This is a genomic window from Providencia sp. PROV252, assembly GCF_033676005.1.
GTDB lineage: Bacteria > Pseudomonadota > Gammaproteobacteria > Enterobacterales > Enterobacteriaceae > Providencia > Providencia vermicola.
Genome location: NZ_CP096294.1, coordinates 1,828,406 through 1,852,071, shown reverse-complemented (window position 1 = coordinate 1,852,071; position 23,666 = coordinate 1,828,406). Strand labels below are relative to the sequence as shown.

Below are 23,666 nucleotides of genomic sequence, written 5' to 3'. Positions count from 1 at the left end.
AAGATAATCGTCTTGGCTCTATTATTTGGTGACTTGCTCTTTATATTTTCAAGATAATCAATCTAGAGGGTAAAATAATGATTCGTACTAAAATTCTACTGGGCTCTATCGTATTAGCTTCAGCATTACTAGCGGGTTGTTCTAACAGCACTGAAGTGCAAAAACTCTCTTCAGACGTACAAACTCTGAATGGTAAAGTTGATCAGCTGAGCAACGACGTTCAGTCACTGCGCTCTGATGTTCAGACAGCTCAAGAAGAAGCAGCACGTGCTAACCAGCGTCTGGACAACCAAGTTCGTACTTACAAAAAATAAGTTCGAATTGGTCGTTATCTAGTTAAAACGACGCTTTTTAGAAGCTGATAGTATTTATGAGGGCCTATGAAAATAGGCCCTTATTTTTTGTGCTGATTATTGAGCAGCTAAAGAGGAGCGGTATTTTGTGGGTAATAATGCGCCAATTTTACCATCGTAAATCGGGCCAGGCTGTGAAATGGTGAATGGCTCAATAGGGGTTAGCCCTTCATATTGGTTTTCATGCACAGGTTCATTAGTGCCCTGATCATTATTTATACGTACAGGCATTCCAGAACGCCTAGCAAGCTCTTTTTGTACTAAAGCCTTATCAATCCCTTCATTTTCAAGAAAACGCTTGAAATCATCAGAGAGCTTGATTGGCATAGTTTGTGGATCATCGTGACTCGAACGGGATAACGGTTGATGCACCTCAATGTAATAGCTTCCATCTGCTTCTTTAGAATATTTCACCGCTTGGTCAATAACTTGGACACGAGTTCCTCTCGGAACTGTTTTAAACAGTGCTTCAATATCATTGGGGCGTAACCGGATACAACCAGAACTTACTCGCATTCCAATACCGAAGTCAGCGTTAGTACCATGGATTAGATATTCGCCACGACCATAGGCTAAACGTAAGGCATACAATCCCATTGGGTTTTCAGGGCCTGCTGGCACTACAGCGGGTAATGTAATCCCTTCTTTTGCATAATTCTTACGAATATTTGCTGTCGGTGTCCATGTTGGGTCTTTAATCGATTGACTGACTGACGTGACCATTTCTGGGGTATCACGACCTAATTGACCAATACCAATTGGATAAACAACGACATTGTCGCTATTTGCAGGGTAGTAATATAAACGCAGCTCTGCCAAGTTAATCACGATACCTGTTCTTGGCGTTGACGGTAATAACATTTGCGCAGGGATAATCAGCTCTTTACCTGCTTCAGGCAGATAAGGGTCAGTACCTGGGTTTGCCTCAAGCATTCCCAACAAGCCAATTTCATGCTCACTGGCAATCGCCTCAAGAGGACGGCCATCATTCGGCACCACATACGTGTAATTTTCCCCGATGAGTCGGGTGTTACTGTCAGGTAATGGGTACTCTTTTGCCTGAGCTGGCGCTAACAACGCGCTCATGACAAATAAACTTGCCACCGTTAAAACTCTTTTCATACCTACTCCAAGGAAAATAGTGTGCTTACAATAATGCAATGATTATTGCTCATAATAGCAACTATTCTTAATATCTTTAATACTTAATGAATATTTTAGTTAACTAATATTATTGAACAAATCTTTATTGGATGATAGAGCGTTGACAAAGCACTAAGTTAGGGGGGAAATAGACGAGGGAGCTGGGTTACTCCCTCGGTAAAATTAAACTAATTCATTTGCACGGGCTAAGATGGTGCGGATCATCGCATTCAACCCTTGTGTTCGCGAAGGGGTTAAATGTTGTTCTAACGCTAATTGCTCAAAAAAAGATTTTACATCTAACGCTAAAATTTGCTGTGGTGTTTTACCTTGAAAAAGAATAATGACAATCGCCACCAGCCCTTTAACGATTGCAGCGTCGCTATCCCCTGCAAAGGCAATTGTGCCATCAGGTTGTAACTGCATATCAATCCACACTTGGCTTTGGCAACCCGCGATAAGATTGCTCTCGCTTTTTTGTGTTTCATTAAGTTCAGGCAAGCGACCACCCAGCTCAATCATATACAAATAACGTTCTTCCCAATCCTGGCAACGCGCAAAATTACGTAATAATTTATTTTCATCGGGTAATGCAGGCATACTCACTTCCTTTACCATTCACTTATTTCTTTGTGCTTAGCCTAACAATTTTTTAATACGCTGTAACGCATTGAATAACGCATCAATATCTTCTTTAGTGGTATAAATTCCCACCGAAGCACGGCACATAGCAGGAACGTGGTAATGTTCCATCAATGGTAAAGCGCAGTGGTGCCCTGTTCGAATAGCAATACCATACCTATCCAAAAAAGACCCCACATCGTAGGCATGGTGTTCACCAAGGTTAAAAGCCAAAACGCCTTCACGTTGGTCGTTACCGTATAACCTGATGGACGGGATGTCTTTGAGCTTTTGCGATGCATACGCCATAATTTGCGCTTCATAAGCAAAAACATCGCGTAAATTTAATGCAGTTAAATAGTCAAACGCGGCACCTAACCCAATAATTGCACTCACATTTGGCGTGCCCGCCTCAAAACGCCAAGGCGCATCCGCAAAGGTAATCCCCTTAGTTAGGCTAACTTGGCGGATCATCGCCCCGCCGCCTTCCCATGGTGGCATCACATCTAAGATAGCCTTTTTCCCGAACAAAATACCAATACCCGTTGGCCCGTATAATTTGTGCCCCGAGAACACATAAAAATCACAGTCCAGATCCTGTACATCAACCTGTTGATGCATCGCACCTTGGGCACCATCCACTAAAATTGCCAGTTCACTGCTTTTTTGCGAGGCAATATCACGTGCTTGCTGGATAATTTCTTTAACTGGGTTTACAGTGCCTAGCACATTCGAAATATGTGTGAAGCTCAGTAACCGTGTTCGTGCATCGATAAATTCATTGAGTTTATCTAGCTGCAAGGTTCCATCATCTGAAATAGGGATCACTCGCACTTCAAAACCAATTTCTTCGGCTAATAGAAACCAAGGAACGATATTGGCATGGTGCTCCATTTCGGTGATGACGATATTGTCGCCTTCAAAGAGATGTTTGCGCCCGTAGCTATTGGCAACGAGGTTAATCCCTTCTGTGGTACCTTTAACAAAAACAATTTCTTCGTTTGAGCCTGCATTGATGAAATCTGCGGCCTTTTGGCGCACCTCTTCCATCATGGTTGTCGCATTGGCACTGAGCGTGTGAATGCCGCGGTGAACCGCGGCATACTGATGTAACGTAAATTCACTCTCTCGCTCAATAACTTGCAACGGTTTTTGTGCACTCGCTGCACTGTCTAAATAGACGAGTGGATGGTTATTCACTGATTGTGATAAGGCAGGAAAATCCTGCCTGACTAACGCAACATCAAATGACATGGGATTAAACCTCCGCTAAGCGCTGGCGGATGTTTGCCATCACAGCGTGTTTTAACTCGTCTGACTCAATAGACTCAGTCAATTCCGCAGCAAATGCGATGATAATCATATGCTTAGCAGCTTTACCATCAATTCCTCTTGAGCGCAGATAAAATAATTGCTCGTCATCGATTCGACCGACTGTCGCACCATGGCCACATTTCACGTCGTCTGCATAAATTTCAAGCTGTGGCTTGGTATCAATTTCAGCCTTATCACCGAGCAACAAGGTATTGTTCGTCATTTGGCCATCAGTTTTCAGCGCATTTGGGGCAACTTTGATCATCCCATTAAACACCGCTTTACTGCTGTCCATCGCAATCACTTTATGCAATTGACGGCTGTTACAGAAACTGTTGTTGTGCTCTAAATACGTCCGCGTATCTGCAATTTCGCTATCTTTTGGCAACAATAAGCTATTAAGCTCAAGCTCTGTATTTTCACCATCAAGACGAGCACTCGTGTGGTTACGTGTTAAACCCGCACCCAACAAGAAACTGGTACTTTTAACGCGGCTATCACGCCCAACTACAATATCATTATGGGCGAAATGTTGTGCCTGTGAACTTTCCACATTGAGTTTGAAGTGGCTAAAGTCTGCATTGTCACCCACTTCGGCGGTTAAACGACTCCCCGTCATGTGCGCTTGACCATTTAAACTAACAAAGTGCTCAATGACCTGCGCTTTACTGTTGGTATCGAGTGTTAAATGATAACGATACTGGCTGATATTCATCGCCTGTTCATCATTTTTGCCACTCGAAATATTCAGTAAATACAACGGTTTTTCTGCTATTTTATTCGCGGCCAAGTGAATCACTAACGGCTGTACTGCCAAGCTTTCCGTTAAATGCAAAAAGATTTCGCTATTGACTGGCGCAGGGAGTAAATCTTGATTATCGAGCAGAGACACTTGGAAAGGCCCGACATCAATAGAACTCAGAGCTGAACTATAGCGCCCATCAATTAATACAATACGGTAAGCATCAATTGGTAAGGCTAACTTTTCACATTCACTCGCGACGGCATCTGCATCACTAAACTGATATTGAGTATTCAGTACGCTATTTAGTGGTGTGTAGTGCCAATCTTCATGGCGAAACGCAGGTAAGCCGACTTGTTTAGCCTGTTCCCAATGGTTTTTTGCGTGCTGTGAATTTTCGCCTAAGCGTTGTTCGAATAGCTTCGCAAAGCGTGACATAGCTTGCTCATTCAGTGCAGCAACTTCAGCACGCTTTTGTGCTCTTTCACTGTTGGTCAATAAGCCAGCCATAACCCTGCTCCTCCAGTTTTTTCGCCAAACTGAAATCACCTGATTTGATGATTTTCCCTTGATATAAAACGTGGACGAAGTCAGGTTTTACATAATCTAAAATGCGCTGATAGTGTGTCACAATAATAAATGAACGTTCAGGAGAACGCAGTGAATTCACACCGTTAGCGACAATTTTCAAGGCATCAATATCCAGCCCCGAATCCGTTTCATCAAGAATACACAGTTGTGGTTCTAATGCGGCCATTTGCAGGATATCATTACGTTTTTTTTCACCGCCAGAGAAACCGACGTTAACTGAACGCGCTAATAAATCCTCTGGCATTTCCAATAATTTAATTTTATCTTCGATAAAATCTTGGAAATCAAAACGGTCTAATGCATCTTGCTGGCGATATTCACGCACTGCGTTAACAGCTGTTTGTAAGAAAAATTGGTTACTCACGCCAGGAATTTCAACTGGGTATTGGAAGGCTAAGAAAACACCTTCGCCCGCTCGTTCTTCAGGGTCTAATTCAAAGAGATCTTTACCTTTGAAAGTCACTGAACCGCTATCAATTTCATATTCTTCGCGACCCGCAAGCGTTGCCGATAATGTACTTTTGCCTGAACCATTTGGGCCCATGATAGCGTGAACTTCCCCTGGTTTCACTTCCAGAGATAACCCTTTTAAAATTTCATTACCTTCTACACTCACGTGTAAATCTTTAACACTTAACATATTTACATGCCTTTAGCGCTCACGCGCAAATAAACTCGATAAGGATCAGCCAACGCTGTGCTCTAAGCTGATCGCCAGCAATTTTTGTGCTTCTACGGCAAACTCTAATGGAAGTTCCGAGAACACATCTTTACAGAAACCATTTACAATCATAGAAATAGCATCATCTTCGCTAATTCCCCGTTGTAAGCAGTAAAATAGCTGGTCTTCGCCAATACGTGAAGTTGTGGCTTCGTGCTCAAGCTGTGCAGTATTATTTTTAACTTCTACATAGGGGAACGTATGTGCCCCACATTGCGTGCCGATTAACATGGAATCACACTGCGTGAAGTTACGTGCATTTTGCGCGCTTGGCAGGATTTTGACTAAACCACGGTAGCTGTTTTGGCTCTTACCCGCAGAGATCCCTTTTGAGATAATCGTTGAACGGGTATTTTTCCCGATGTGGATCATCTTGGTTCCCGTATCTGCTTGCTGGTTACCGTTTGTCAGTGCCACAGAGAAGAACTCACCGACTGAGTTATCCCCTTTAAGGATCACGCTTGGGTATTTCCAAGTTATCGCCGAGCCTGTTTCGGACTGCGTCCACGACATTTTAGAGTTTTCGCCCTCACACAGTGCACGCTTAGTCACAAAGTTTAAGATACCGCCTTCTTCGCTATCCCCACCAGAGAACCAGTTTTGAACAGTGGAATATTTAACTTCGGCATCTTTATGAATAATCACTTCGACCACCGCTGCGTGCAACTGGTAGCTATCACGAACAGGAGCAGAACACCCTTCGATATAACTGACGTAACTGCCTTCATCTGCAATTAAAATGGTGCGTTCAAATTGCCCCGTTTTGGCTGCATTAATGCGAAAATAGGTGGAGAGTTCCATTGGGCAATGTACCCCTTTCGGGATGTACACAAAGGTGCCATCAGAAGCCACCGCCGCATTTAACGCTGCAAAAAAGTTATCGTGGCTTGAAACGACGCTACCCAAGTATTTCTGAACTAATTCAGGGTATTCTTGGATAGCCTCGCTAAATGAACAGAAGATCACGCCATGTTTAGCAAGATCCTCACGATAAGTCGTAGATACTGATACGGAGTCAAAAATCGCATCCACTGCAACCGCTTTACCTTCACGAACAGGCACACCTAATTGGTTGAAAGCTTCTTCGACTTCTGCCGTTAAGTAATTATTGGTCTCGGCAACGCCCGTTGCTTGGGTTGCCCCAGATTGGGAACCACAGGTATCATCACACGAGCCACAAGATGGCGCAGAATAATAGCTGTAATCCTGATAATCAAGATTTGGGTAATGAGCTTTGAGCCAATGGGGCTCTTCCATGCCTTTCCAGTGATTAAAGGCATCAAGGCGGAATTGTAACATCCACTCAGGCTCATTACGTTTCGCTGAAATAGCACGGACAACATCTTCGTTGATCCCTTTTGCCATTTCATCTGTTGCGACTTCCGTAAAGAAGCCCTCTTTATAACGCTGGTCATCAAGCCAGCTTTGAACATCATCGCCAACTTCTACATTGCTCTGTGACATAATCTGACTTCACATGTTAAACGCCGAAGCTTTCACCACACCCACAGGCATGTTGGGCTTTCGGGTTATTAAATTTGAAAATTTGATTCAGCCCTTCTTGGACGTAATCAACGACTGTGCCATCAATAAATGGCATTGCTTCTTTTGGCACATAAAGGTGCGCGCCATCGAGTTCAAATAACAGATGGTTGTCGGTTGGATTTTCGATCATTTCAAAAACATAACCGAAACCCGCGCAGCCAGACTGTTTAACGCCGAGTGAAAGCCCTTTGGTATTTGGGTTTTGCACCATCAATTTTTTGATTTGTTTTGCAGCGCTTTGTGTCAGGCTAACTCCCTGCCAATTGTTTTCATCAAATGAAAATGTCTCTACACCGTCAGTCATATTGACCCCACATTTCTTATGGCTTTTCAGCCTGTTATCAGGAGATTAACTCTGTCTACCCTATGGTAATGATTACCTATGCTACTTCAACCATTTGTTTTAAGAGGTTATAGCTATTTTAGCGTTTTTTTTATTCAAATTGAGCTTATTTATTAACCAAAAATACCCGCAAACCAACCTAACACAATGAAAAATAAAAGATAAATAGAGTTGCATTTTTTATTCAATTTTGTACTAATAAATACACAAAAATGACACAAATTAATAAAGATGCATTTATTATACAACTTAATTTATTTGAGAAAAATGAAAATGCATTCATCTGAATATATAGATGGGGTCAGTTAATAAAAACAACAACTCGTTTTCGAGATATTTTCCCGAAAACGAGGTAGACAAAGAAAGGATTTACTCAAATAACACAGCGGTTGTCAGACGTGATGTACAACATAGCTTGCCTTGTTCATTGAAAATTTCAATGTTCCAGACTTGCTGACGGCGACCTAGATGAATGGGCTTGCAAACGCCACGCACAATACCTGAACGCGCTGCGCGAACATGGTTAGCATTAATTTCAACGCCCACCACGCGCTGTTCACCTTCAGTACACATATAACCTGCGATAGAGCCTAGTGATTCAGCCAATACAACGGATGCACCACCATGCAACAAACCAAAAGGCTGCTTCGTTCGTTCATCCACAGGCATCGTTCCTTCCATATAATCATCACCCACTTTGGTGATTTCGATACCAATGTGCCCTAACATGCAAGTTTTTGCCATTTCAGCTAATTGCGTTAAATCAAATTGACGTTTCCAAATCATTAAACAATCTCCAACAAGGCTTGAATTGGGTGTTTTATTAATGTATTTTCCATGCGTTTTACTTGGCTGCGGCAAGAATAACCTGAACTTAAACAACGCTCTTTTGGCAGTGACGACATCGCCCCTTTCCAAGATAAGTTATAAATTCCTTTTGAGTTTTCTAGGTTTGCAACCTCGTGCCCATAAGTCCCCGCCATTCCGCAACAACCCACACTCACATTATTAAGCTGATGCCCGAAGCGCGCAAATAAAGACGCCCATTGGTTCGCACTGTTTGGCAGTGCTGTCGATTCGGTACAATGACCAAAAAAGTACCATGGCTGTGCTGCGCTTGTTTGTGCAATTTGTGGTTCAGGCAAGGTAATTAGCCATTCATGGGCCAACATTACCGTAAATTGGCACTGGTCTTTGCCTAAGATTTCGTGGTATTCATCGCGATAACACAAGACTAACGCAGGGTCGACGCCCACCATTGGCAATTGCAATTTTGCCACGCGATTTAAGAAATCTGCGGTCTTACGGGCTGTTTTCGCGAATTTAGCCAGAAAACCTTTGATATGTTGCGCTTTACCATTCGGTGAAAACGGCAACAACACAGGTTTATAACCCAATTTTTCGATTAAACGCACGAAATCAGCAACAACTTTCGCATCGTAATAGCTGGTAAATGGGTCTTGCACCACTAGCACATAGCTTTCCCGTTGGCTTGCCCCCATCCCTTCAAGCTGCTCTAATGTCATGGATACTGCAGCATGGCCTGAAAGCTCTTGTTTTAAAGTTGGCTGCGAAAATAGCGGTAAATCCACCATACCGATAGTGCGCTCACTGAGTTTCTGCACAATGTTTTGGCGTAAAAAAAAGTTAAAAACACCTGGCGCTTTTGACAGTAATGGCGCACTTGATTCCACATTCGCAACAATATGATCACGAACTGGGCGCAAATAACGGCCGTGATATAACGCTAAAAATTTCGCTCTAAACGATGGCACATCAATTTTGATTGGGCATTGTGTTGAACACGCCTTACACGCCAAACACCCTGACATCGAGGCTTTTACTTCATGGGAAAAGTCATAATCCCCTTGCTTAGCTCGCCAGCTGTTGCGCGTTTTCTCAATCAACCCGCGTAATGATGGTTGGCTTTGCGTGATGCCTTTTTCAAGATGCTCTGGTGTCACACCTTGCTCGGCAAGTAATCTCAGCCATTCCCGCACCAAGGTAGCACGCCCTTTTGGTGAATGAATACGTTGCCCACTGATTTTCATTGATGGGCACATCGGGCTCTTCACATCAAAGTTAAAACAAAGCCCATTACCATTACAGTCCATTGCCCCACGAAACTCTTGACGCATCTGTATAGGAATTTGCCTGTCATAAGTTCCTCGTTTAATGCCATCCACTTGTTTCATTGGCACATCTAAACCCGCTGGCGGGCAAATTTTACCTGGGTTCAAACGGTTATCAGGGTCGAAAGCTGCTTTGATATTGCGCAACTCACCGTACAGCACCTCACCAAAAAACTCAGGACTGTACTCCGCACGGAAACCTTTACCGTGCTCCCCCCAAAGGAGCCCTCCGTATTTCGCTGTTAATGCAACAATTTCATCAGAAATTTGTTTCATCAATATTTCTTGCTGCGGGTCACACATATCTAACGCAGGACGCACATGTAAAACCCCTGCATCCACGTGGCCAAACATGCCATAATTGAGTTTATGGTTATCCAACAATGCCCTGAATTCAACAATATAATCAGCAAGATGCTCAGGGGGAACACATGTATCCTCAACAAATGGGATAGGCTTAGCGGCCCCTTTACTGTTGCCTAGTAAACCAACCGCCTTTTTACGCATATTATAAATGCGTGTGATATCTTCAAGATCATGACAAGTTTGGTAGCCAATCACGCCTGCCTGGTTGCTTGCCATTAATTCATCTAAGCGCTGGCACAGGCTTTCCGTCAATTGATTAATTTCATCTTCATCGTCACCACTAAATTCAACGATGTTTAGTCCTAACATTTCTTTGTTTGGCACATCTGTAATTAACGCTTTGACGGAGTGCCAAACGATGTCTTCTTTTGCAAGGTTAAGGACTTTTGAATCCACCGTTTCAACCGATAACGCTTTGGCTTGTACCATAAATGGTGCATTACGCAGCGCAGACTCAAATGAATCGTATTTCACATTCACTAAACGGCGCACTTTAGGAAGCGGCGTAATATCCAAAGTCGCTTCCGTGATAAAGGCAAGAGACCCTTCTGACCCCGTCAAAATACGCGTAAGGTCAAACTCCGTTAATTCATCATTAAATACATGACGTAAATCGTAGCCCGTTAAGAACCGATTAAGTTTGGGGAATTTTGTTTCAATTAATTGACGTTGTTCAAGGCAGCGTTCTAAAACCGTTTTATAGATACGTCCTATTACTGAATCTTCAGACGCAATCGTTTGGGCGAGAGCAATAGGCATAGCGCGTGTATCAAGGCATTCACCTCCCAATACCATTGCTTTAACGCCTAATACGTGGTCCGAGGTTTTACCGTACACCAGCGAACCTTGCCCCGATGCATCTGTGTTAATCATCCCGCCTAATGTGGCGCGGTTACTGGTCGATAATTCGGGCGAGAAAAAATAGCCATAAGGTTTAAGAAACTGATTAAGCTGGTCTTTAATAACACCTGCCTCGACCTTAACCCAGCCCTGCTCAGGGTTAATTTCTAAAATGCGGTTCATATAACGAGACATATCGACAACAATCCCTTCTGTTAAGGATTGTCCGTTCGTTCCCGTACCACCGCCACGTGGTGTGAAAGTGAGCTCACGGTATTTTTCTTGTCCAGCAACACGTGTAATAATTTGCACGTCAGCACTGGAACGCGGGAAAACGACAGCTTGGGGCAGCAACTGGTAGATACTGTTGTCTGTCGCCATTGATAATCTTTCTGCATAACTGGTGCCATTATCACCCGTAAAACCTTGTTCTTGTAGCTCATGCAAGAACGTGATGACGAGTTGGCTGAGATGAGGTGCTTCTGATATACGCGGGATCATTATTAACGATGACTCTTGTTGTTTAGTGTTCGCATTACTCGTTATGTACTATCTTTATTTTAAGTTGCACAATAGTGTCTTAGGTTTATGAAAAATGGTATTCACAGCCTGTAAAGACAGTACAGCCGCTGATGACATTGTCGTCATGAACCATATCACAATATTGTTTTTTTTAACCGTGAAAAATAATTACGTTATTTTCACCTTAAAAAAGGCCATACAAGCAGAATTTTCATTTGTTAAGGATCAATCATTAATGGAAAAATCGCAAAAACGTTTGGATCTTCCCAAACTTATTTTCGGGCTGTTATCCATCGTTTTAATGATAGCGGCCTGTTTTTGGGTGCTTAACCCCTTTATTCTGGGTTTTGTTTGGGCTGGAATGATGGTCATTGCGACTTGGCCGTTGTTATTACACCTCGAGGCGCGCCTATGGAATAAAAGATGGCTTGCTGCCTTAATGATGGTTCTCCTCATTTTACTGCTGTTTGTTATTCCACTTGGTATCTTAATCGGCAGTATCATTGAGAATAGCTCCCCACTCATTGAGCTAGCAAAATCGCCATCTAGTCTCACATTACCAGACTTAGAGTGGTTAAATACCATTCCAATGGTGGGTGAGAAAATTTATTACGCATGGCACAGCTTGGTAGCAAGTGGCGGTAATGCCCTGCTGGCAAAAATTCAGCCATACTTTGGGCAAGCAGCAGGTTGGTTTGCCACACAAGCGATTAGTGCAGGACGCTTTGTTTTCCACTTAGTATTAATGTTGCTCTTTAGTGGGCTACTCTACCTAAAAGGCGAAACAGTCATGTTAGGCATGCGTCATTTTGCCGTTCGCTTGGCGGGGATCCGTGGTGATGCAGCTGTTGTCTTAGCCGCACAATCCATTCGTGCAGTTGCACTTGGTGTGGTGGTGACCGCATTGATTCAAGCGATTGTCGGTGGTATTGGCCTTGCACTCTCTGGCATCAGCTATGCGGCTATTCTGACCGTATTGCTGTTTATTTGCTGTGTAGCGCAATTAGGGCCCTTATTAATCATGATCCCTTCAGTATTATGGTTATTTTGGACTGGCGACACCACATGGGGCATTATTTTGGCGGTTTGGGCTGCAATAGTGGCCACCATGGATGGTGTACTACGTCCATGGCTGATTAAAATGGGCGCTGATTTACCGATGGTACTGATCCTTGTTGGGGTTATCGGCGGAATTTTATCATTTGGTATGATAGGGTTATTTATTGGCCCTGTTGTTTTGGCGGTTTCATACAGCCTATTAAAGGCTTGGATGAACGAAGTCGCCCCTCCTAATGAAGACCTAAGCGAAACCGAAAAGTTTCTTGAGGAAGAATTTTTGATTAAGAAATAGTTTTAGCTAATTGAAGCAGATATGTTTATCAATAGACATGTCTGTTTCATTAATGATTTCCTTGCCATTAATATTTAGAAACAATATTTAACACTCTAACGTTAGTATTCAGCTTAATTTATGTTAACATAAAACAACTGAATATTTCTCTTTACGTAACAATAGGTAACATTAATATTGAGAGTGTTCTTAATGATTGTATAATGTAATTAGCTTATTATCTAATTATTGAATCAAATAAATTTAATCACTATGCCAACCTTTTATAGGCGTAGTGATATAAACGAATTGCTGTGTGTAGTCTTTGCCTGTCAGCCCATGATAGGCTTTTTTTTTGCCTAAATATTCAATATGAATAATATTCACATCTAAATTAAATCATCAGTTTACAAACATTGATTGAAATCAATTTTCAGTTTACGTTAAATAAGTGAATATACTCCTTTAGTATTATCTTCCCCACTTTCGTTTTAATTAATCACGCGAATGATTAACTCAATACTCATATTATTACACATATTAAGAGTATTAATGTGTATATATTTATAATGCTCATGACATATTAAATGCATAATCATTCGCTACTTTTTTATATCTATCGTATTAAATAATCGTTATTACCAATTGCAATTATCGGTATTTTAAATGAGTAAAAAGGCCAATTGGGAGATACCCAATCGGCCTTTTCAACTAATGGTAATAAATCGTTTTATTATTGGTTTTCTGCAATTGTTAGCCACGTTTGAACCACAGTATCTGGGTTCAATGATAAGCTATCAATACCTTCATCAACTAACCACTGAGCAAAGTCTTGATGGTCAGATGGGCCTTGTCCACAAATTCCAACATATTTATTCTGACGTTTTGCCGCTTTAATCGCCATAGAAAGCATCGCTTTAACAGCATCATTACGCTCATCAAATAGCTCTGAAACAACACCAGAGTCTCTATCCAAGCCTAATGTTAGCTGAGTCATATCGTTAGAGCCGATTGAAAAACCATCAAAATGCTCAAGGAATTGTTCAGCTAATAGTGCGTTTGAAGGAATTTCACACATCATAATCACTTTTAAGCCATTTTCACCACGCCTTAAATCATGCTTCGCCAGCTCAGCAATGACAGACTCAGCTTGTGCAACAGTACGCACAAACGGGATCATCACTTCAACGTTAGTTAACCCCATGGTGTTACGCACACGTTTAACCGCTTCACACTCCAACGCAAAACATGCGCGGAAGCTATCAGAGACGTAACGCCCTGCACCACGGAAACCTAACATTGGGTTTTCTTCTTCTGGCTCATAAATATCACCACCTACTAAGTTGGCGTATTCATTCGATTTAAAGTCAGATAAACGAACAATCACACGTTTCGGCCAGAATGCTGCCGCTAAAGTTGAGATCCCTTCAGTTAATTTGCCGATATAAAACTCAATCGGATCTTCATAACCTGCCATCATTTCACGAATTTCAACTTGTAATTCAGGGGATTGTTTATCAAATTCCAGTAATGCTCTTGGATGAACTCCAATCATACGGTTAATGATAAATTCCAAACGTGCCAAACCCACACCTTCGTTTGGTAAACAAGCAAAATCAAATGCGCGATCAGGGTTACCCACGTTCATCATAATTTTGACGTTTAAATCAGGCATATCGCTGACTTCTGAACTGTGAATTTCAAATGCTAACTCACCGCCATACACAAAACCTGTATCACCTTCTGCACAAGAAACCGTCACATTTTGGCCTTCTTGTAAGCGCTCTGTTGCATCCCCACACCCCACTACCGCAGGGATGCCTAATTCACGAGCAATAATTGCAGCGTGGCATGTACGTCCACCACGGTTTGTGACGATAGCGGCAGCCTTTTTCATGATAGGTTCCCAATCAGGGTCTGTCATGTCAGTGACCAACACATCACCAGGCTGAATTCTATCCATTTCGCTAAGGTTATGGATAACTTTCACCTTACCTGCACCGATACGATGACCAATAGCGCGGCCTTCTACCAATACTTGACCTTGCTGTTTTAACTGGTAACGCTCCATCACTTGTTGATTAGAGCGCACAGTTTCTGGCCTTGCTTGAACAATATACAGACGCCCATTATGGCCATCTTTTGCCCATTCTATATCCATTGGACGACCATAGTGTTTTTCAATCTGTAGTGCTTGGCGAGCCAGCTCTTCAACCTCAAGATCAGTCAAAGAGAAACGATTGCGTAACCCTTCCGGCACATCTTCAATTTGCACTTGTTTACCGTGCTCTTTACTGTTGGCATACACCATTTGTAATTTTTTAGAGCCAAGGGTACGGCGCACAATTGCAGGACGGTTATTTTTCAGGGTTGGCTTGTGTACATAGAACTCATCAGGGTTCACAGCACCTTGTACCACCATCTCACCTAAACCATAAGCTGAGGTGATGAAAACAACCTGATCAAAGCCCGATTCAGTATCAATGGTGAACATAACACCCGATGACGCTAAGTCAGAACGAACCATTCTTTGCACACCTGCAGATAATGCCACACCACGGTGGTCATAACCTTGGTGTACACGATAAGAGATTGCACGGTCATTAAACAAAGATGCAAATACGTGTTTAATCGCAACTAAAACAGCATCAATACCTTGAACGTTCAAGAATGTTTCTTGTTGCCCTGCAAACGAAGCATCTGGCATATCTTCTGCAGTAGCAGACGAACGCACAGCAAATGAAGCTTCAGCTTCACCTTCAGAAAGCTGAGCAAATGCATCACGAATATCTTGTTCCAACTCCTTCGTCAGTGGAGTATCAATCACCCATTGACGGATCTGAGCACCTGCTACAGCCAGTTGGTTCACATCATCAATATCCGTTTCATCTAGCAGGTTATAAATGCGCTGATTTACACCGCTCTGCTCCAGAAAATCATTAAACGCCTGTGCGGTTGTCGCGAAACCGTTAGGTACGGATACACCCAGATCAGATAAGTTAGTGATCATTTCACCGAGAGAGGCATTTTTGCCACCAACACGGTCAACATCATTCATCCCTAATTGGTTATACCAAAGTACATTACACGGAGTGAGGCCATTTGTGGACATTGAAAGCGATCCTTTTATAGCAATTTAGTGACAGAGTACAAATCGTAAAAAATCTCGTTGGCGAAATATCGCCTCGTGAAATAGACTAGCACAGACGGTATGAGAAGATGGACTGGTGAATCGTTCCATCAATTAAGAAAACTTTTTTGTTCTAAAAATCGTTCAAAAAATGGCTATACTTCCCCTGATAAACTAATTTTTAAACTTTAAACAAAGATAATATCCCTCAATATCCAGTGATAAATACAATAAGAGGCTAATAATAATGACCGAATTAGGAGCAATGAATACGATGGCAAGCCAAGTTCAACGCACTGTTTTCTTTATTTCTGATGGCACAGCGATCACCGCTGAAACTATAGGGCATGCAGTACTTTCGCAGTTTCCTCTTTCATTTACCTCTTACACATTACCGTTTGTCACCACGCCGACTCGGGCAGAAGAAATCAAACAAAAAATAGATACACTTTATGCAGAAACACAGATCCGTCCTTTGGTGTTCTATTCCATCATCTCCCCAGAAGTTAAACAGATAATCACTCAGAGCTTAGGGTTTTGCCAAGATATCGTCCAAAGTTTAGTCGCTCCGATCCAAAAGGAGGTTGGCCTTGAACCCGAGCCAAAGCTAAACCGAACCCACGGTTTATCTATGCAGAATATGAACCAATACGATGCACGTATTGCTGCCATTGAATATACACTGGCTCATGATGATGGTATTTCCTTAAGAAATCTCGACCAAGCTCAAGTCATTCTGATTGGCGTTTCCCGTTGTGGTAAAACCCCAACTAGCCTTTATTTAGCAATGCAATTTGGTATTCAAGCGGCAAATTACCCTTTCACCGCTGATGATATGGATAATTTACAGTTACCTGTCGCGTTACGTCCTTACACCCACAAATTATTTGGTTTAACCATTAGTCCAGAGCGATTAGCGGCAATCCGTGAAGAGCGCCGTGAAAATAGCCGTTATGCATCGATTAGGCAGTGCCGAATTGAAATTGCTGAAGTCGAAGCCTTATTTAGACAAAATAAAATCAATTACTTAAATACGACGAACTATTCTGTAGAGGAAATTTCTGCCAAAGTGATTGATACCATGGGATTACAAAGACGTATATTCTAGTGAATATAAAATAAAAAAAATTATTCATTCAATTTACGCTGGAGGTTGAAATTAAGCCATATTCGTTTATTGTGATCTTTATCACTTATATGGCGACAGCCTATTCAAGTTTCTGAGAACAAAAATGCACAAAACTGATGAGTTACGTACAGCGAGAGTGGACAGCTTAATCACACCACAAACTCTTGCCGATGAATTTCCTATTTCCGCAAAAGTTGCCGAAAACGTGACAGCGTCACGAAAACGTATTGAACAGATTTTATCAGGCCAAGACCCTCGTTTGCTGGTGATTGTCGGCCCTTGTTCTATTCATGATATTGATGCCGCTATTGAATATGCAACGAAATTAAATGCATTAAGAGAACGCCATCAAGACCGCTTAGAAATTGTCATGCGCACCTATTTTGAAAAACCGCGCACCGTTGTGGGCTGGAAAGGCTTAATTTCTGATCCAAATTTAGACAATTCATGCCAAGTCAATACGGGTATTCGCCTTGCACGAAAATTACTGATTGAAGTTAACCAGTTAGGATTAGCCACTGCCACCGAGTTCCTCGATATGGTGACGGGTCAATATATTGCTGATTTGATAAGCTGGGGCGCAATTGGTGCGCGTACAACCGAAAGTCAAATCCATCGTGAAATGGCTTCAGCACTGTCTTGCCCTGTCGGTTTTAAAAATGGCACCGATGGCAACATTAATATTGCTATTGATGCTATCAGAGCGGCAAAAGCCCAACACATGTTTTTATCCCCAGATAAAAATGGCCAAATGACCATCTACCAAACCAGTGGTAACCCACACGGGCATGTCATTATGCGTGGTGGTAAACAGCCAAATTACAGCGCTGGTGACCTTGCAGCCGCATGCGATAAACTCCGTAAGTTTGAATTACCAGAGCATTTAGTGGTTGATTTTAGCCATGGTAATTGCCAAAAAATTCATCGTCGCCAACTTGAGGTTGCACGGGATATAGCGGAGCAAATTAAAGATGGTTCAACCGCGATTAGTGGCATAATGGCAGAGAGTTTTTTAGTTGAAGGCACGCAAAAAGTAAGCTCTGAACAACCATTAGTTTACGGTCAATCTATTACCGACCCTTGCCTTGGTTGGGATGATACTGAACAACTGATTGAAATTCTTACTCAAGCTGTGGATCACCGCTTTAAATAGTTTTTCACTGCATCGCTCTCGCTTTGGTAAATCACTCACCAAAGCGAGCCTCAAACATCACCAAAAAAAATAAAAAAACAAAACCAATAAATCCCACGATATTAATATCTATTAATTTTTAATAATCATTTAATTTAATCCAAAAAATTCTTGACCCCCCATACATTAACGATAATAATTCTCACTACTAACACGCAACTCGTTAGAAAGCACATGAGAACAATTTTATGACCTTATTAAAAAAGACAAATCAAATGGTAACGAAGGATCTTTTTTTAGCTAAGAGAGAAGACCCCACTCTGGTACCTATTGAAGCAAAATCGACCCAAGCGATGTTAGCAACACACATCGTTGATAGTCAGCAACTACTTAATAAGGAAGGAAAAGTTGAAATTCTACACCGTGGGGAAATTTACCAACTAAAGCAAACCCGCTCAGGTAAATTAATTCTAACGAAATAAATAAGTTATATCGATAATCTATAGCACGCCACCCAGACATCATCAAGGCAGCCAGCTTAAACCACACATAAGGAAAGGATTTCCTATGCCATTTAAACTGATGCCTACATCAATTTCTAACCCTCAACACCAATATAAACTCCGTTTTTCAACGCTTGCTACCGCTTTGGCAATTTCGAGTACGAGTCATACTGCACTCGCCCAAAATGAAGCAAAAGACGTTATGTATGTATCTCAATCGCCATTTAGTTATGAAAAAATTGCTGTTGCTCAGCAAGTTGAGGTTATTAATGCCCAAGCCCCTGAATTGCAATCTGCGACTTCAGTATTGGATTTACTCAAAGGCCAAGCAGGGGTACTCGTCACGGGTGCAGGTAGCACATATGGGCAGAGTCTTCAAATGCGAGGCTATGATCAACGAGGCGTAAAAATTACTATCGATAATGTCACCCAAGATTTTAACTCTGGCTTATTTGATGCCACTTTTATTGACCCTGCCCTAGTTAAAAAAGTTACCGTTCATAAAGGCGGTGGTTCGCTTCACCATGGTAACGGTGCACTCGCAGGTGTCGTCTCCATAAAAACCCTCAACGCATCTGATTTATTAAAACCTGGGCAACATTTTGGTGGGCATGTTACCACTGGTATTAACCGGAATGATCATAGCTATCATGCAGGTGCAACTCTGTTTAGCTATGTCGATACTTTCGATACCATCTTAAGCTACCAGCAACGTAAAATACAACTCAATAACCCATACGTAGCCCAAGGCCTAGAGACCAATGAAGAAATTCATAATTGGATGTTGAAAACAACGTGGTTTGCTCACCCAGCCTATCAAACCACAATACAACTTAAAGAATACCGTAATAACAGCATTGGCCAAAAACAGCCAAGTATATCTTTTAATCAAACCCTCTTTCCAAACACCCCACATGAAAGGAGTTCACTACAACGAGATATCCACATTGGCCAACACTTCTCACCCAATAATACGCTTAATTGGCAGGCAAACTGGGACTTTTACTACTCAAGTATCGCACTTAACCAGTTAGACCTCATTAAAGTGAAAAAAACACCAAACGATTACCGTGAAGAAGATCGAGACCAATATACATACGGGACCAAATTCACCAATAGCTTCATAGTACCTATGAATAATTGGGCGAATAACGCAATTCAAAGTGGCTTCGAATATTATCAACAAGAACAAAAATCTAATGAGTATTCAATCAGCTATCCTAATGCCCATCTATTAAATAGTTCAGGGTGGCTAAACAACGATCTCACATTACACCACTTACCTATTACATTTTCAGCAGGAACACGTTTTACTTATTATAAAACCTCTCGTAAAGATATTGCGGAAGATAGTCATACAAATTGGTCATCAAGGTTCGCTGTGAGTGCAACACCATCACATTGGCTGAATCTATTTTCTTCCTATTCAGAAGGCTACCGAACACCTCGTATGGCAGAGTTATACAATAACTCTCATCATTTTCGTGTTCCATTTATAGGATATACATCGGACTTTATCCCTTCACCAGATCTAAAACCTGAAACAAATAAAACAGTTGAAGCAGGTATGAAATTCAGCTTCGACGAACTAGCATTGACAGGGGACTCACTTCAGTTTGGTAGCACGGTGTTTCATACTAAAGCCAAAAATCATATTGCCCTTGATGCTCAATACAAAAAAAGAATTGATCGAAGCTTAAAGTTTTTTTGGCTACCTGAAAAGATTTATTATATCAATGTGCCATCTGCGACCATCAAAGGTGTTGAGAGCTTCGTTCACTATAAAACACATTGGTTTGACCTCGATGTTAGCCATAACCTCATTGTTGGAAAAGAAGATGAAACACACCATACCCTTTCCTCTCTTCGCCCAAATTCCTTAGTTGCCCGTTTTAATGCACCGATAGCACACACAGGGGTCAATCTTGGATGGGTTGGTGAATTTGCAGCACGCAGCAAATTTGATGGGGACGATACTTACGTATTACCTGGGCAAAAATCAGTGGAGAAGTTAGATCGCTATCGCCGTGAAGTCATTCAATATCCTGGTTATAGCCTTCATGACTTCTACATTAGCTATCAAGCAGACCAATTCATTAAAGGTCTCAGTTCTACCTTAGCACTCAAAAATGCGTTCGATAAAAATTACGTTTCTTCCATGGGGGTTCCACAAGAAGGCCGTAATTTCTATTTTAACCTGAATTATAAATGGTAACGAAATAATTAAGTAGGCTAGTTGGGCCTATTAACACAGTAAATAAGCCCAACTAATTATTATTGGATACAATATAAATAAGGAAATAATTGTGAACTCAGTATATTACAAAGACTACTTACAGTTAAAGCAACAGTTTCCAAATAAGTATGCTCGGGATTTAGCTACTCAGCTTAATATCACTGAAGCTGAGCTTTTATATCGCCGAGTTGGTCATGACAATGTAAAACGGCTTTCAGGTCATTTACCTGAACTACTTCATACGCTATCAACGATAGGCCAGGCTAAAGCCATTACACGCAACAATTACGCCGTCAGTATTCAAACTGGCGTATATGATAACCCACGTTTTAGTGACCATGCGGGCCTATTCCTTAATCCAGGAAAACTGGATTTGAGAATGTTTTTTGCACAATGGGATTCCATATTCACGCTCTCGGAACAAATAGGGAATGACATTCGGCACAGCATTCAATTTTTTGATAAGAATGGGGATGCCATACATAAAGTTTATTCCTGTGAACACACTGACATGAAAGTGTGGCAAGACATTATTACTCACTATACGTCCATCGATAACCCCCCACTACAACTCGATACTGTTTTATCATTTTCAAATAGCGAAATTAGTGATGAAACTAAGCAACAAATTGAACAACAATGGCGCGATATGTCCGATGTCCATCAATTTTTCACCTTATTAAAAACGCATAATTTAAGTCGCCAGCAAGTTTTTCGTATAGTAAGTAACGAACTCGCTTGGCAAGTCCCAACAAATTCACTATCACAGTTACTCTCTCTCGCCCACCAAGCCAAAAATGAGATTATGCTTTTTATTGGTAATCGTGGATGCGTCCAAATTTTCACGGGTGTTATCAACAAACTCTCACCACTGAAAATTGAAAGCTCACAAACAGATTGGCTTAATGTGTCTAGTAATGATTTCAATTTGCATATTATTGAGAATGGTATTTCTGAATGCTGGGTGACGAGAAAACCGACACAAGACGGGTTTGTGACAAGCCTAGAAGTCTTCGATAATCAAGGTAACCAAATCATACAAATGTATGGGCAGCGCACTGAGGGGGTTCCTGAGCAAACTCAGTGGAGCCAACAAATACTTTCTTTACATCGAATTTAATTACTAAATTATTTTATGCAATATTGGCTTCTAATGTTCATAACACTTTGTATCTCAAATTGTACATGGTCAAAAGAACGCATAGTGTCTTTGGGGAATGATATCACCGAAATTATTTTTGCCCTTAATTTCGGTGGCAATATCATTGCTCAAGGTACTTCGGGTTCTGTAGAACAGCAACCTCCAACTATTGAAGATATAAAACAAATTAATCCTCAACACATTGTTTCAATGCAACCTACCCTTGTTTTAGCCAGTGATCAAGTCAGGCCTTCTTCTGCCCTGTTACATATACAAAGCCAAGGAATACACGTTATTAAAGTTGCTCGCGGAATGACATTAGAAGCCATTCCTAAAAAAATTCGTACAATTGCCAAACAAATAAATCAAGTCCATTTAGGGGAAAAACTTATCCAAAAATTTCAGAGTGACCTTAGCAAAATTAAGACATCACCAATAAATAAAAATGTTCTCTTTATTATCAATAAAGGTGGTGTTATCCCCTTAATTGCTGGGAAAAATACAACTGCAGATAAACTTATTACCGCAATTGGTGCTAAAAATGCGATGGCAAACATTGAACTATATCAGCCTCTTTCTCCCGAAGCCATTATCGAAGGACAACCTGATTTAATCGTTGTATGCCATGAGAGCGCAAAAACTCTCGGGGGCGCAAAGAGTATTTGGCGGCTTCCAGGTATCTCAATGACACCCGCGGGTCGAAATAAAGCATTAGTCATCGTCGATGATATAGGAATGCTAAACTTTAGCCTAGGAACTCCCTTAGTGATGTTACAGATACGTCAAAAATTAGAACAGCTACCTGATTAATATTTCATAGATAGAAAATGACTCGACCTATAATTTTATTACCTATTGATTTTAAATGGTTTTTACGAAAACCCTTTCTTCGGTTTTTTATAGTAAATAACCCTCATAAACAACAATATCGCTCTTAAAAATATTGCGTTTCCACATATTTATCTAGATAACGTTAATTCTTTTAACATTCGTGATAAAGATGATATTTAATCTTAATTATGCTGTGTTTTTAGTTGTTTTCACTAAAACAATTACCTCGGAATTTCCTGTCTATTGTTATATAAAATCTATAATATAATTTTTCAATTATTTACTTGGTTAATAAATTAGAACTGCTTAGTCAAAATATTTGACTAATTATTATAAAATAATTTTTTATTGGAAATAAAAAACAAAATTTAAGCATAACTATTTGTATTTAAATAAATTTAAACATACGTAAGTGTATGTTTAAATCATTGATTTTTTCAACAACTATCATATCAATAGTTATTATCATATAAAAAAAGCACGTTTGGCCTATCGATATATCGGAAAAAAAGGAAGAATAGACCCTAATTTCGTGAGTTATTATTAGTTATTAATGAACAATAGCCTACTTGAGTAGGAGGTAAATATGTCAGAAAGTGTAGTCAACGATATCGTGAAATGGCTTGAAAGCCAGTTGCAACGCAATGAAGGCATCAAAATCGACACAATAGCCGATAAAAGTGGTTATTCTAAATGGCATTTACAGCGTGTTTTCAAAGAAATGAAAGGATGCACGCTTGGCGAATACGTCCGTAAACGTCGTTTGTTAGAGGCTGCTAAATCATTACGTGAAGGCAACTTACCAATCCTTGATATTGCTCTGCAATATGGATTCAGTTCACAAGCTACATTTACTCGTATCTTTAAAAAACATTTTGATACGACGCCAGCAAAATTCCGTCAAACTGGTGAACTGCCTGAATGCAAAAGTTTTATGACATGCAGTTGTCATAACTAGTTAGTTTCAAGATCATTCCTTCCTATTAGTTGTTAGTATTTTG

Annotated in this window: 19 protein-coding genes and 1 other RNA gene; 10 read left to right on the top strand and 10 right to left on the bottom strand. The window is 41.0% G+C overall.

Annotated elements, in window-relative coordinates; genetic code table 11:
- The first annotated feature begins 77 nt into the window (after window positions 1-77).
- A complete protein-coding gene (locus tag M1F05_RS08460; RefSeq protein WP_047756290.1) occupies window positions 78-314 on the top strand; it encodes a major outer membrane lipoprotein in 237 nt (78 codons plus the stop codon).
- Between the two features lie 96 nt (window positions 315-410).
- On the opposite strand, the gene M1F05_RS08455 is transcribed toward M1F05_RS08460, so the two are convergent.
- The 9 genes from M1F05_RS08455 to M1F05_RS08415 all read right to left on the bottom strand — a co-directional run bounded on the left by M1F05_RS08455 (window position 411) and on the right by M1F05_RS08415 (window position 11,212).
- Window positions 411-1,475, bottom strand: a complete 1,065-nt coding sequence (locus M1F05_RS08455) for a L,D-transpeptidase family protein (RefSeq protein WP_206084037.1) — start codon at window positions 1,473-1,475, stop codon at window positions 411-413.
- Between the two features lie 204 nt (window positions 1,476-1,679).
- Entirely contained in the window at window positions 1,680-2,096 is a 417-nt protein-coding gene (sufE, locus tag M1F05_RS08450; RefSeq protein ID WP_206084400.1) for a cysteine desulfuration protein SufE, read from the bottom strand.
- A gap of 36 nt (window positions 2,097-2,132) precedes the next feature.
- Window positions 2,133-3,371, bottom strand: a complete 1,239-nt coding sequence (sufS, locus tag M1F05_RS08445; protein WP_206084036.1) for a cysteine desulfurase SufS — start codon at window positions 3,369-3,371, stop codon at window positions 2,133-2,135.
- Between the two features lie 4 nt (window positions 3,372-3,375).
- Window positions 3,376-4,683, bottom strand: a complete 1,308-nt coding sequence (gene sufD / locus M1F05_RS08440; protein ID WP_206084035.1) for a Fe-S cluster assembly protein SufD — start codon at window positions 4,681-4,683, stop codon at window positions 3,376-3,378.
- Window positions 4,658-5,404: a Fe-S cluster assembly ATPase SufC gene (gene sufC / locus M1F05_RS08435; RefSeq protein ID WP_047757043.1), complete on the bottom strand. Its 747-nt coding sequence runs from the start codon at window positions 5,402-5,404 to the stop codon at window positions 4,658-4,660. The genes sufD and sufC overlap by 26 nt, the downstream gene beginning before the upstream one ends.
- A gap of 45 nt (window positions 5,405-5,449) precedes the next feature.
- The gene (gene sufB / locus M1F05_RS08430) at window positions 5,450-6,949 is read right to left on the bottom strand and encodes a Fe-S cluster assembly protein SufB (RefSeq protein ID WP_206084034.1); all 1,500 of its coding nucleotides are present in this window, start codon (window positions 6,947-6,949) and stop codon (window positions 5,450-5,452) included.
- 16 nt (window positions 6,950-6,965) lie between these two features.
- Entirely contained in the window at window positions 6,966-7,334 is a 369-nt protein-coding gene (sufA, locus tag M1F05_RS08425; RefSeq protein ID WP_047757040.1) for a Fe-S cluster assembly scaffold SufA, read from the bottom strand.
- Window positions 7,335-7,742: 408 nt separating this feature from the next.
- Window positions 7,743-8,159, bottom strand: a complete 417-nt coding sequence (gene menI / locus M1F05_RS08420) for a 1,4-dihydroxy-2-naphthoyl-CoA hydrolase (protein ID WP_206084033.1) — start codon at window positions 8,157-8,159, stop codon at window positions 7,743-7,745.
- The gene (locus M1F05_RS08415) at window positions 8,159-11,212 is read right to left on the bottom strand and encodes an FAD-binding and (Fe-S)-binding domain-containing protein (protein WP_206084032.1); all 3,054 of its coding nucleotides are present in this window, start codon (window positions 11,210-11,212) and stop codon (window positions 8,159-8,161) included. The genes menI and M1F05_RS08415 overlap by 1 nt, the downstream gene beginning before the upstream one ends.
- Window positions 11,213-11,468: 256 nt before the next feature.
- Between M1F05_RS08415 and ydiK the strand changes: the two genes are divergently transcribed.
- Window positions 11,469-12,584, top strand: coding sequence for an AI-2E family transporter YdiK (gene ydiK, locus M1F05_RS08410; protein ID WP_206084398.1), 1,116 nt, complete (start codon window positions 11,469-11,471; stop codon window positions 12,582-12,584).
- Between the two features lie 226 nt (window positions 12,585-12,810).
- Window positions 12,811-12,921: antisense sRNA RprA (rprA, locus tag M1F05_RS08405), an RNA gene on the top strand.
- Between the two features lie 375 nt (window positions 12,922-13,296).
- On the opposite strand, the gene ppsA is transcribed toward rprA, so the two are convergent.
- On the bottom strand, window positions 13,297-15,675 hold the full coding sequence (ppsA, locus tag M1F05_RS08400; protein WP_206084031.1) for a phosphoenolpyruvate synthase: 2,379 nt from the start codon (window positions 15,673-15,675) through the stop codon (window positions 13,297-13,299).
- A 265-nt stretch (window positions 15,676-15,940) separates the two neighbouring features.
- Between ppsA and M1F05_RS08395 the strand changes: the two genes are divergently transcribed.
- The 7 genes from M1F05_RS08395 (at window position 15,941) to M1F05_RS08365 (ending at window position 23,623) form a co-directional block, all read left to right on the top strand.
- A complete protein-coding gene (locus M1F05_RS08395; protein WP_272516246.1) occupies window positions 15,941-16,801 on the top strand; it encodes a pyruvate, water dikinase regulatory protein in 861 nt (286 codons plus the stop codon).
- 124 nt (window positions 16,802-16,925) lie between these two features.
- Window positions 16,926-17,975, top strand: a complete 1,050-nt coding sequence (locus tag M1F05_RS08390) for a 3-deoxy-7-phosphoheptulonate synthase (RefSeq protein ID WP_206084030.1) — start codon at window positions 16,926-16,928, stop codon at window positions 17,973-17,975.
- Between the two features lie 254 nt (window positions 17,976-18,229).
- Window positions 18,230-18,436, top strand: coding sequence for a hemin uptake protein HemP (hemP, locus tag M1F05_RS08385; RefSeq protein ID WP_206084029.1), 207 nt, complete (start codon window positions 18,230-18,232; stop codon window positions 18,434-18,436).
- Window positions 18,437-18,521: 85 nt separating this feature from the next.
- Window positions 18,522-20,672 carry a TonB-dependent receptor domain-containing protein gene (locus M1F05_RS08380; RefSeq protein ID WP_206084028.1) on the top strand — a complete coding sequence of 717 codons (2,151 nt, stop codon included), beginning with the start codon at window positions 18,522-18,524 and terminating at the stop codon, window positions 20,670-20,672.
- 91 nt (window positions 20,673-20,763) lie between these two features.
- Entirely contained in the window at window positions 20,764-21,813 is a 1,050-nt protein-coding gene (locus tag M1F05_RS08375) for a hemin-degrading factor (protein ID WP_206084027.1), read from the top strand.
- 84 nt (window positions 21,814-21,897) lie between these two features.
- Entirely contained in the window at window positions 21,898-22,644 is a 747-nt protein-coding gene (locus M1F05_RS08370) for a heme/hemin ABC transporter substrate-binding protein (protein WP_241016831.1), read from the top strand.
- Between the two features lie 607 nt (window positions 22,645-23,251).
- Window positions 23,252-23,623: a helix-turn-helix domain-containing protein gene (locus tag M1F05_RS08365; protein WP_206084025.1), complete on the top strand. Its 372-nt coding sequence runs from the start codon at window positions 23,252-23,254 to the stop codon at window positions 23,621-23,623.
- Window positions 23,624-23,666: the final 43 nt, after the last annotated feature.

Coding starts and splice junctions, on each gene's coding strand:
- M1F05_RS08455 (WP_206084037.1), bottom strand. CDS start 1,475: ATGAAAAGAGTTTTAACGGTGGCAAGTTTATTTGTCATGAGCGCGTTG.
- hemP (WP_206084029.1), top strand. CDS start 18,230: ATGGTAACGAAGGATCTTTTTTTAGCTAAGAGAGAAGACCCCACTCTG.
- ppsA (WP_206084031.1), bottom strand. CDS start 15,675: ATGTCCACAAATGGCCTCACTCCGTGTAATGTACTTTGGTATAACCAA.
- M1F05_RS08380 (WP_206084028.1), top strand. CDS start 18,522: ATGCCATTTAAACTGATGCCTACATCAATTTCTAACCCTCAACACCAA.
- sufS (WP_206084036.1), bottom strand. CDS start 3,371: ATGTCATTTGATGTTGCGTTAGTCAGGCAGGATTTTCCTGCCTTATCA.
- M1F05_RS08395 (WP_272516246.1), top strand. CDS start 15,941: ATGACCGAATTAGGAGCAATGAATACGATGGCAAGCCAAGTTCAACGC.
- M1F05_RS08460 (WP_047756290.1), top strand. CDS start 78: ATGATTCGTACTAAAATTCTACTGGGCTCTATCGTATTAGCTTCAGCA.
- sufD (WP_206084035.1), bottom strand. CDS start 4,683: ATGGCTGGCTTATTGACCAACAGTGAAAGAGCACAAAAGCGTGCTGAA.
- sufE (WP_206084400.1), bottom strand. CDS start 2,096: ATGCCTGCATTACCCGATGAAAATAAATTATTACGTAATTTTGCGCGT.
- sufB (WP_206084034.1), bottom strand. CDS start 6,949: ATGTCACAGAGCAATGTAGAAGTTGGCGATGATGTTCAAAGCTGGCTT.
- ydiK (WP_206084398.1), top strand. CDS start 11,469: ATGGAAAAATCGCAAAAACGTTTGGATCTTCCCAAACTTATTTTCGGG.
- M1F05_RS08365 (WP_206084025.1), top strand. CDS start 23,252: ATGTCAGAAAGTGTAGTCAACGATATCGTGAAATGGCTTGAAAGCCAG.
- sufA (WP_047757040.1), bottom strand. CDS start 7,334: ATGACTGACGGTGTAGAGACATTTTCATTTGATGAAAACAATTGGCAG.
- M1F05_RS08415 (WP_206084032.1), bottom strand. CDS start 11,212: ATGATCCCGCGTATATCAGAAGCACCTCATCTCAGCCAACTCGTCATC.
- sufC (WP_047757043.1), bottom strand. CDS start 5,404: ATGTTAAGTGTTAAAGATTTACACGTGAGTGTAGAAGGTAATGAAATT.
- M1F05_RS08390 (WP_206084030.1), top strand. CDS start 16,926: ATGCACAAAACTGATGAGTTACGTACAGCGAGAGTGGACAGCTTAATC.
- menI (WP_206084033.1), bottom strand. CDS start 8,159: ATGATTTGGAAACGTCAATTTGATTTAACGCAATTAGCTGAAATGGCA.